Below are 10,284 nucleotides of genomic sequence, written 5' to 3' on the forward strand. Positions count from 1 at the left end.
GGCGCGCGGGGGCGTGGGGCGGGGCGAGCCCCCCGAACCTTCCCCGGTTGCCACTTGGTCTGGGGGGGTGTGTGGTGGCGCGCCCCCCTGGGCGGGGGCGGCGCGCGGGCGGCCACTACCGCTGTCTGCCCCGCTAGAATGCCCGCATGACCGAATTCATTCCGCCCGGCACCCGCTTCCATGCCCTGCCCTCGCCGTTCCCGTTCAAGCGCGGTGGCGCCCTGCACGGAGCACGCGTGGCCTACGAGACCTGGGGCACGCTGGCCGCCGACGGCCGCAACGCGATCCTGATCGTCACCGGCCTGTCGCCGGACGCACATGCCGCCGCCAACGCAGAAAACCCGGCCCCGGGCTGGTGGGAAGCGATGGTCGGCGCCGGCAAGCCGATCGACACCGACCGCTGGTTCGTGGTCTGCGTCAATTCGCTGGGCAGCTGCAAGGGCTCCACTGGCCCGGCATCGCTGAACCCGGCAACCGGCGAGCTCTATCGCCTCGACTTCCCGGAACTGTCGGTGGAAGACGGCGCGCGCGCGGCCATCGAGGTCGTGCATGCGCTGGGCATCGAACAGCTGGCCTGCGTGGTCGGCAATTCGATGGGCGGCATGACCGCGCTGGCGGTGCTGATGCTGCAGCCGGGCATCGCCCGCAGCCACATCAACATCTCCGGCAGCGCGCAGGCATTGCCGTTCTCCATCGCCATCCGCTCGCTGCAGCGCGAAGCGATCCGCCTCGACCCCAAGTGGGACGGCGGACGCTACACCGAAACCGACTATCCGGAATCGGGCATGCGCATGGCCCGCAAGCTGGGCGTGATCACCTACCGTTCCGCGCTGGAATGGGATGGCCGCTTCGGTCGCGTGCGACTGGATTCGGACCAGACCGACGATGACCCGTTCGGCCTGGAGTTCCAGGTCGAAAGCTATCTCGAAGGCCATGCTCGGCGCTTCGTGCGCTTCTTCGATCCGAACTGCTACCTGTACCTGAGCCGTTCGATGGACTGGTTCGACCTGGCCGAGTACGCCGACGGTGACGTACTGGCCGGGCTGGCGAAGATCCGTGTTGAAAAGGCGCTGGCCATCGGCGCCAACACCGACATCCTGTTCCCGGTGCAGCAGCAGCAACAGGTCGCCGACGGCCTGCGTGCCGGCGGTGCCGATGCACAGTTCATCGGCCTTGACTCACCGCAGGGCCACGACGCGTTCCTCGTCGATTTCGATCGCTTCGGCCCGGCCGTGCGCGGTTTCCTCGACGCGCTGTAAGTGGCGTGGCGGCGCAACCTGGCGCTGGCCGCGTTCGGCGCGCTCATCGCGCTGACGGTCAGCGGCGTGCTGCCGCTGTGGCTGGGTGGCTGGTGCCTGCTGGCCAGTGTGCTGTCGTTCGGCCTGTACGGGCATGACAAGCGCGCGGCACAGCGCAAGCAGTGGCGCATTCCCGAGCGCACGCTGCAGCTGCTGGCTTTTGCCGGTGGCTGGCCGGGCGCGCTGCTGGGCCAGGCGATGTTCCGGCACAAGCACCGCAAGGCGGAATTCCAGTGGGTGTTCTGGCTGTGCGTGCTGGCCAACGTGGCGTCGATCGCAGTGATGCTGCGCGAGTTTTCGCGGTAAGCGCTTGAACGGGTAGTGCCGGCCGCTGGCCGGCAACCTCATGACGTTCGACGCGGATGCGCGATTGCCGGCCAGCGGCCGGCACTACCACGGCGATCACACAAACGGCCGCCGGGCATGGCCCGGCGCTACCTCGGGCGGACGGAACACGTAAATCCGCGGCGATTACGCTTCCCGCTCCAGCACACCGTCACGCAAACGGTACTGCGCATCGACCACGCCTTCGGGCAGGTCGTCGTGGGTGATCATCAACAGACTGCGCCCCTCCAGCAACCCAGCCAGATCCTGCAGCAGCGCATGCGCGGTATCCACGTCCAACCCTTCGGTCGGTTCGTCCAGCAACAGGATCGGTGCATTGCGCAGCAGCGCGCGCGCCAAGGCCAACCGCCTTGCCTGGCCGGCCGACATCGTCGCGCCGTTCTCGCCCACCCAGGTCTGCAGGCCGCCATTGCGCTCGGCCCACTCACCCAGGCGCACGCGGCGCAGCACTGCCCACAGCGCGTCATCGCTGGCGTCCGGATCACCCAGCCGCAGGTTCTCGGCCACCGTGCCGGCGAACACCGGCGCGTTCTGCGGCAGCCACGCCAGCTGCCGGTGCCAGTCTTCCTGGGCGAACTCGCGCAGGTCGCGACCGCCGTAGCTCACCCGCCCCTGCTGCGGATCCCACAGGCGCAGCAGCAGGCTCGACAGCGTGGTCTTGCCACTGCCGCTGTCGCCGCGGATGGCGAAGCGCTCACCCGGTGCCAGGCTCAGCTGCAGGCCCGCCAGTACCGGTCGCGCCGCGCCCGGCCAACGGAAATGCACGTTTTCCCACTGTACGGCCGCAGCACTGGGCACCGACTGCGATGCTGCCGGGTCCTCCACCGTCGGCGTCTGCTCGACGATGGACTGCAGGCGGTCCGCGGCGATGCGGCCGGACTGCAGCGACTGCCAGGCCAGGCCCATCCCCGCCCACAACTCGATCATCGCCACGGTCAGGAACACCAGGCCGGCGGCCATTTCCGCGGGAATGCGCTGCTGCTCGGCGGCCTGCAGGGCCAGCGCCAGCATCGCCACCAGACCCAGACCGGCCACCAGGCCGTGCAGGGTCGAGGCGGCGATCAGCCGCCAGCGTCGACGCCGGTCGCGCGAGGCCAGCTGCTTGGCTGCCACCCGCACCTTCAACTGCCACGCGGCATCGGCATGCAGCGCGGCCAGGTCACCCGCACCCTCCAGGCCTTCGAATGCAGCAGTACGCAGTGCGGCGCGATGTGCGGCACGGTCGGCCTCTTCGTCGTCATGCCCGCGCACGCCCAGCCACGGCACGCCGAAGCCGATCAGCAGCGCCAGCACGGCCAGCAGCACGGCGGCCGAGGGCAGGATCAGGGCAGCCGAAGCCACCGCCACCAGCGACAACGCGCCCAGCGCCACCAGCGGCCCGATGGCGCGCACCAGCAGGCCGTCGACCTCGCCGATGTCGCCCAGCAGGCGCGCCAGCAGGTCGCCGGTGCGCGTGGCACCCAACCGCGCCGGAGCCAGCGGCAGCGCGCGGCGGAAAAACCACACGCGCAGGTCGCGGGCGATGCGCAGGGTGGCATCGTGGCCGACAAGCTTCTCGAAATAGCGCGAAACGATGCGCGCCATGGTCAGGCCGCGGATGCCGGCCGAGGGCGAGAAGAAATTGAAGCCCTGCGCCAGCCCTGCCGCACCGGCCAGCGCGGCGGCGGTGAGGAAGCCACCGGACAGGCCCAGCAGCGCGGTGCCGGCCAGCATCGTGATCCACAGCAGCAACACCGTCAGCAGCAGGCGCGAACGGTGGCGCAGGAACACCGCATGCAGCGAATCGGTCGAGCGGCTCATGCGCGCACCGCCTGTGCCGGATCGACCAGGCGCCCTTCAGGCAACAACAGGCAGCGGTCGGCCCAGGCGATCACCGCTGGGCTGTGGGTGGCCACCACCACGCTGCGGCCACGCGCGTATGCGGCCAGGCTGCTCAACAGCGCCGCTTCGGTCTCGGCATCGAGGAAGGCGGTGGGCTCATCCAGCAGCAGCACCTGTGGGTCACGCAGCAGCAGGCGGGCCAGGCCGATGCGCCGCGCCTCGCCACCGGACAGGCCGAAGCCGCGCTCGCCGATCAGCGTGTCCAGCCCCTCCGGCAGGCGCCGGGCGAACTGCAGCACCTGCGCCGCCTCGGCCACCGCGCGCAGGCGTGCATCGCTGGCACCGGGGTCGGCCAGCCGCAGATTGTCGGCAATCGAACCATGGAACAGATAGGGGCGCTGGCTGGCGTAGGCCACCTGCACGCCGGCGCGTTGCAGCACCCGGCCGGCACGCGGCGGCAACCAGCCGGCCAGCGCTTCCAGCAGCGTGCTCTTGCCCGAGCCGCTGGGGCCGACCAGGGCCAGACGCTGGCCGGGCTCCAGCCGCAGGTCCACACCCTGCAGCACATCGTGCGGAGCACCGAGCGGACGCAGCACCAGGCCCTGCGCCTGCAGCGGCGGCAACGCGGCCTCGGCCGGCTCCACCGCCAGCGGTGCCGGCGGCACCTCGGCCACCGCTGGCTCCTCGGGCAGCGACAGCAGCAGGCGCTCGACTTCGGCAGCGGCGGCCAGTGCATTGGCGCGGTCATGGTAATGCGCGGCCAGCCGTCGCAGCGGTGCGTAGAACTCCGGCGCCAGCAGCAGGCAGAACAGACCCGCACCCAGCGTCGGCACCGTCGCATGCAGGGACATCAGCCCCAGGTAGCTCAGGCCGAGGTACAGGGCGACCATCGCCACGCTCACCGAGGCGAAGAATTCCAGCACGGTGGAGGACAGGAAGGCGATGCGCAGCACCTTCATCGTGCGCACGCGCACGCCTTCGGCAGCCGCTTCGATGCCGGCCAGTTCGGCCTCGCCCCGCCCATACAGGCGCAGCAGGCCCAGGCCCTTGATGCGGTCGGCGAAGTGGCCGCTCATGCGTGCCAGTTCACCCAGCTGCGCGCGACCGGCGGCCTCGGCGCCCCAGCCCACCAGCATCATGAAAAACGGCACCAGCGGCGCGGTGAACAGCAGGATCAGCGCCACCACCCAGTCGACCCAGGCCACCGCGGCCAGGATCAGAAGCGGCACCACCACCACTTCGGTGCGCACCGGCAGGAAACCGCTGTAATAGCTTTCAATGGCATCTCCGTGGTGCAGCATCAGCTCGCCCAGTTCGCCGGTGCGGCGCTGGCGCAGCCACAGCGGGCCGTGGCCGAGCAGGCGCGCGAATACGCGTTCACGCAGGGCCAGCCGGGCCGCATCGGCGACGTCACCGGCGGCGGCCTGGGTGGCGCTGCCCAGCAGCGTGCGCAGCACCAGGATGACCGCCAGCGCCGCCAGCACCGGCAGGCCGCTGGCCAGCGGCGCGCGCTCCACCAGCACCGTCTGCACCAGCCAGGCGATCGCGGCAGCCTGGCCGATCAGCAGGGCGCCGGACAGGCTGATGCACAGGGCCGCCAGCCGCTGGCGACCGCGCGCGGCATGGGCCAGGCCGGCCAGCCAGGCGGTGCGGGCACGCCGCTGCAGGGTCGATTCTTCTTCAGCGGTACGGGGCTCGGCGGCGGTCGGTTCGGCAGCGCTCAAGGTCTTCACAGGCAACGGGGATGCTCGTCATTGTAGGCGCAGGCAACAGCGGGCCCCTGCGGCGGTCGGTCGCAGTGGTCACCGGAAAGGCATACGATCCCCTTGGGTTCCCATTCATACATTGATCTGGATCAAGGCTGTTTGAAGTAGTCGGTCACATCATTCACCCGTAGACCACCCTTCCCGCCACCCGCAACGGCACTATCCACGAGGTAGCCAGGCCATGATTGATCAGACAGTCGTAGAACTGTCGCGGCTGCAATTCGCTCTGACCGCGATGTACCACTTCCTATTCGTACCGCTCACGCTCGGCCTGTCCTTCATGGTGGCCATCATGGAGAGCGTGTACGTCATGACCCGCAGACAGGTCTGGCGGCAGATGACCCTGTTCTGGGGCACGCTGTTCGGCATCAACTTCGCCATCGGCGTGGCCACCGGCCTGGTGATGGAATTCCAGTTCGGCATGAACTGGTCGTACTACAGCCACTACGTGGGCGATATCTTCGGTGCGCCGCTGGCCATCGAAGGCCTGATGGCCTTCTTCCTCGAAGCGACCTTCATCGGCCTGTTCTTCTTCGGCTGGAAGCGCCTGACCCCCGTCAAGCACCTCACCGTCACTTGGCTGATGGCGCTGGGCACCAATCTGTCGGCGGTGTGGATCCTGATCGCCAACGGCTGGATGCAGAACCCGACCGGTGCGGTGTTCAACCCGGACACGATGCGCATGGAAGTGGTGGACTTCGCCGCGGTGCTGCTGAACCCGGTGGCGCAGGCCAAGTTCGTGCACACCGTCAGCGCCGGCTACGTGACCGGTGCCATCTTCGTGATGTCGATCAGCGCCCTGTACCTGCTGCGCAACAAGCACAAGGACATGGCCCGTCGCTCGTTCGCGGTGGCCGCGGCGTTCGGCCTGCTGTCCTCGCTGTCGGTGGTGGTGCTGGGTGACGAGAGCGGTTACGCCGCCAGCGAGCACCAGAAGATGAAGCTGGCCGCGATCGAAGCGATGTGGGAAACCGAGCGTGCGCCGGCCGACTTCACCGCCTTCGGCATTCCCAACCAGACCACGCACCAGAACGACTACGCGATCAAGATCCCGTACCTGATGGGCCTGATCGCCACCCGTTCGCTGGACCAACCGATTCCCGGCATCCTGGAGCTGGTGGACCGCGCCGAGCACCGCATCCGCGGTGGCCAGCTCGCCTATGGCGCACTGGAACGCATCAAGAAGGACAAGACCGACCTGCAGGCGCGGGAGATGTTCGACCGCCACTGGCAGGACCTGGGCCACGGCCTGCTGCTGAAGCGTTACCGCGAGGACATCCTCAACGCCACCCCGGAGGAAATCTCCAAGGCCGCGATGGATACCGTGCCGCGCGTGGCACCGCTGTTCTGGACCTTCCGCATCATGGCGGGCCTGGGTTTCTACCTGATCGCGTTCTTCGCCCTGGCGTTCTACTACTCCTGCCGCAACAACTTCCAGGACAAGCGCTGGTTCCTGAGGCTCGCCGTGTGGAGCCTGCCGGCGCCGTGGATCGCGATCGAGTGCGGCTGGTTCGTGGCCGAGTACGGCCGCCAGCCGTGGGCGGTGGATGGCGTGCTGCCCACTTTCTACGCCGCGTCGGGCTTGGCCCTGCATGAAATCCTGACGACGCTGGCGGTGTTCACCGCGCTCTACACGGTGCTGCTGGTCATCGAGATCAAGCTGATGCTGAAGGCGATCCGCACCGGCCCGGATGACATCCTGCCGACGCTGCAGGCCGACATCCGCCCTGTTTCCCCCACTGCAGCCGCTGCCGGACAGGCCTGAGGCAGGAGAATCCAGATGGAATTCATTGCACTTGATTACACCACGCTCCGCGTGATCTGGTGGCTGCTGCTCGGCATCCTGCTGATCGGCTGGGCGGTGATGGACGGTTTCGATCTCGGCGTCGGCACCCTGCTGCCGTTCGTTGCGAAAACCGATGAGGAACGCCGGCTGGTGATCAACACCGTCGGCCCGGTCTGGGAAGGCAACCAGGTCTGGCTGGTGCTCGGTGGTGGCGCGATCTTCGCCGCCTGGCCGCCGCTGTATGCGGTCAGCTTCTCCGGCTTCTACCTGGCGGTGTTCGCGATGCTGTTCGGCCTGATCCTGCGGCCGGTCGGCTTCAAGTACCGCAGCAAGATGCCGTCCAGGCGCTGGCGCGACAACTGGGACCGCGCGTTGTTCGTCGGTGGCCTGCTGCCGGGCCTGATTGCCGGCGTGGCGGTGGGCAACGTGCTGCTGGGCGTGCCGTTCCACTTCGATGACACGCTGCGCGTGACCTACACCGGTTCGTTCTTCGGCCTGCTCACGCCGTTCGCGCTCATCGCCGGCCTGGTCAGCGTGGCCATGCTGGTCTCGCACGGTGCAGCCATGCTGGTCATCAAGACCGACGGCCCGGTGGCCGAACGTGCCGCACGCTACGGCAGCATCGCCGCGCTGATCAGCTTCCTGCTGTTCGCGGTGGCTGGCCTCTGGGTGGCCTTCGGCCTGCCCGGTTACCAGATCACCTCGCAGGTGGTGACCGACGGCCCGACCAATCCGCTGCTGAAGACGGCGGCGATCGGCACGGCTGCCGGTGGCTGGCTGCGCAACTACAGCAGCATGCCGGCCACGATCGTGTTCCCGGTGCTGGGCCTGCTGGGTGCGCTGGCCAGTGCGGTGCTGCTGCGTGCACGCCGCGGCGGCCTGGCCTTCATCGCCTCGGGTGCGTCCATCGCCGGCATCATCCTCACCGTCGGCTTCGCCATCTTCCCCTTCCTGCTGCCGTCCTCCAGCCAGCCCACCTCCAGCCTCACCGTCTGGGACAGCTCGTCCAGCCACCTGACGCTGTGGATCATGCTGCTGGCCACGGCCATCTTCCTGCCGATCATCCTCGCCTACACCACCTGGGTGTACCGCGTGCTGAAGGGCAAGACGACGGTTGAAGAAATGGGCGACAACCCGAACGCGTATTGATGGATTGCATCCGTGCCGACCAACGGTCGGCACCCACCACGAGCAACAGGTGCCGACCCACGGTCGGCACCTACCCCGAATGAAGGAGATACGAGCATGTGGTATTTCGCCTGGATCCTTGGCACTGGCCTGGCCTCCACCGTGGCCATCCTCAACGGCATGTGGTTCGAATCGCGCGAGCGGAACCGCCTCGAGAAAGAAAACAGTCGCTGAGCTGTAAAAAAACCTTGCCGCCTTGGCCTTCACACGGTATCTTAGGCGGCTCCTTCGGGGTGTAGCTCAGTCTGGTAGAGCGCTACGTTCGGGACGTAGAGGTCGCAGGTTCGAATCCTGTCTCCCCGACCACTTCGGTGGTCGCATTGAAGCCTGGTGAAGTCTTCCAGGCTTTTTTGTTCCCTGAAGGATTCCATTGCTTCGGCAGTGTGAAGAAACACCATTTACCCCTTGCCGCCATCGGGGTGAATGGATAGAATAGGCGGCTCCCTTCGGGGTGTAGCTCAGTCTGGTAGAGCGCTACGTTCGGGACGTAGAGGTCGCAGGTTCGAATCCTGTCTCCCCGACCACTTCAGTGGTCACCAAGAAGCCTGGAAGACGACAGTCCTCCGGGTTTTTTTGTGCCATTCGCTTGGCGGCATCCCGCCCGGCCCGGCCCCGTACAATGGGCACCCTTTTCCCCACCCCTGCACCGGCCTGGCCCGGTGCCGGCGCTGCACGCCCAAGACGCCGCGTGCGCCACCTGCAAGGACCCGCCGCATGATGTCCCCGACTTCGCCCTCACCCTCGCTGCTGCACGGCCGCCTGCTGGCGTTCGCCGCCATCCTGCTGGCGGCGGTGAACCTGCGTACCGCGGTCACCTCCATCACTCCGCTGCTGGACGTGCTCGGCCAGCAGTTCGGCTTCGGCACCACCATGACCGGCGTGCTCGGCATGCTGCCCACCGCCTCGTTCGCGCTGTTCGGCGTGGCGACCCCGGCCGTGGCCCGGCGCCTGGGCCTGGAGCGCACCACGCTGCTGGCGATGACCCTGGCCATGGCCGGCCTGCTGCTGCGCTCCAGCGCCGGCAACGTCGGCACGCTGCTGCTGGGCTCGGTGATCGCGCTGGCCGGCATGGGCATCGGCAATGTGGTGGTGCCGCCGCTGGTGAAGCGCTACTTCGCCAACAAGGTCGGCACGATGAGCACGCTGTACATCAGCGTGCTGCAGCTGGGCACGATGACCCCGGCGCTGCTGGCGGTGCCGGTGGCCAATGCCGCGGGCTGGCGCGTGTCGCTGGGCATGTGGGCACTGCTGGCGCTGGCCGCCGCCCTGCCCTGGCTGATGCTGGCCCGCCGCGCGCCGAAGCCGGTGCAGGACGGCAGTGATCCGACCGCGCAGCCGCACGGCAGGGTCTGGCGCACGTCGCTGGGCTGGAGCATGACGCTGATGTTCGGCATGACCTCGCTGATGACCTATTCGATGTTCACCTGGCTGCCGCGCATCGTGGTCGAGGCCGGTGCCACGCCGGCGTTCGGTGGGGTGATGGTGGCGGTGTTCTCGGCGCTGGGCCTGCTGCCGTCGCTGGTCATTCCCTCGCTGGCGGTGCGCCTGCCGAACCCGTTCCCGCTGGTGCTGATCGGTTTCTTCGCCTTCGTCATCGCCTTCACCGGCCTGCTGCTGGCACCGCTGAAGGCGCCGCTGCTGTGGGCGGCGCTGCTGGGCGTGGGCCCGTCGACGTTCCCGCTGGCACTGACGCTGATCAACCTGCGCACGCGCACCCCGACCGGGTCGGCGGCGTTGTCCGGCTTCATGCAGGGCGTGGGCTACAGCTTCAGCTGCCTGGGGCCGTTCCTGGTGGGCTGGCTGCATACGGTGAGCGAGGGCTGGACGTTGCCGTTCGGGTTCCTGTTTGGCTGCGCGGCGCTGATGCTGGGTGCGTCGTGGGTGGCGTGCAAGCCGCGGAAGCTGGAAGACCTCTGGTAAGGGGTTGGGGTGCTGTGGCAGGGCTGCGCCCTGCACGTGCGGTAGTGCCGGCCGCGGGCCGGCAACCACAAAAAAAAAAACGGCAGGGGGGTTGTGGTGGCTAGGCGGGGGCGGGTGGGGGTTGAGGGAGACCCCCGCAGAACCACCAAAGGGGGGCGTG

8 protein-coding genes and 2 tRNA genes are annotated in these 10,284 nt (G+C 68.2%); 8 read left to right on the forward strand and 2 right to left on the reverse strand.

The genetic code is table 11. From position 1 onward, the window contains the following. Positions 1-146: 146 nt before the first annotated feature. Both metX and ACVOK1_RS19180 read left to right on the forward strand, forming a co-directional pair. Positions 147-1,259: a homoserine O-acetyltransferase MetX gene (metX, locus tag ACVOK1_RS19175; protein WP_164075635.1), complete on the forward strand. Its 1,113-nt coding sequence runs from the start codon at positions 147-149 to the stop codon at positions 1,257-1,259. Continuing rightward, positions 1,260-1,604 carry a DUF1294 domain-containing protein gene (locus ACVOK1_RS19180; RefSeq protein ID WP_164075634.1) on the forward strand — a complete coding sequence of 115 codons (345 nt, stop codon included), beginning with the start codon at positions 1,260-1,262 and terminating at the stop codon, positions 1,602-1,604. A gap of 165 nt (positions 1,605-1,769) precedes the next feature. On the opposite strand, the gene cydC is transcribed toward ACVOK1_RS19180, so the two are convergent. Together cydC and cydD are read right to left on the reverse strand one after the other, a co-directional pair. Beyond that, positions 1,770-3,443 carry a thiol reductant ABC exporter subunit CydC gene (gene cydC / locus ACVOK1_RS19185; protein WP_481562956.1) on the reverse strand — a complete coding sequence of 558 codons (1,674 nt, stop codon included), beginning with the start codon at positions 3,441-3,443 and terminating at the stop codon, positions 1,770-1,772. Beyond that, positions 3,440-5,188, reverse strand: coding sequence for a thiol reductant ABC exporter subunit CydD (cydD, locus tag ACVOK1_RS19190; RefSeq protein WP_481562957.1), 1,749 nt, complete (start codon positions 5,186-5,188; stop codon positions 3,440-3,442). Before cydD ends, cydC begins: the two co-directional genes overlap by 4 nt. Positions 5,189-5,411: 223 nt before the next feature. Here cydD and ACVOK1_RS19195 point away from each other — a divergent pair, with 223 nt between their 5' ends. From ACVOK1_RS19195 to ACVOK1_RS19220, 6 genes are all read left to right on the forward strand, one after another. Beyond that, on the forward strand, positions 5,412-6,995 hold the full coding sequence (locus ACVOK1_RS19195) for a cytochrome ubiquinol oxidase subunit I (protein ID WP_313054289.1): 1,584 nt from the start codon (positions 5,412-5,414) through the stop codon (positions 6,993-6,995). A 15-nt stretch (positions 6,996-7,010) separates the two neighbouring features. Beyond that, positions 7,011-8,165, forward strand: coding sequence for a cytochrome d ubiquinol oxidase subunit II (cydB, locus tag ACVOK1_RS19200; protein ID WP_481562958.1), 1,155 nt, complete (start codon positions 7,011-7,013; stop codon positions 8,163-8,165). 96 nt (positions 8,166-8,261) lie between these two features. Next, positions 8,262-8,378, forward strand: coding sequence for a cytochrome bd-I oxidase subunit CydX (cydX, locus tag ACVOK1_RS19205; protein ID WP_079222503.1), 117 nt, complete (start codon positions 8,262-8,264; stop codon positions 8,376-8,378). Between the two features lie 55 nt (positions 8,379-8,433). After that, a tRNA-Pro gene (locus ACVOK1_RS19210) sits at positions 8,434-8,510 on the forward strand. Positions 8,511-8,651: 141 nt separating this feature from the next. Then, a tRNA-Pro gene (locus tag ACVOK1_RS19215) sits at positions 8,652-8,728 on the forward strand. A 190-nt stretch (positions 8,729-8,918) separates the two neighbouring features. Beyond that, positions 8,919-10,124 (forward strand): MFS transporter, encoded by a 1,206-nt coding sequence (locus ACVOK1_RS19220; RefSeq protein WP_481562959.1) that lies wholly within the window; start codon positions 8,919-8,921, stop codon positions 10,122-10,124. Positions 10,125-10,284 lie beyond the last annotated feature (160 nt).

It is taken from the genome of Stenotrophomonas sp. STEN087, from assembly GCF_056759115.1.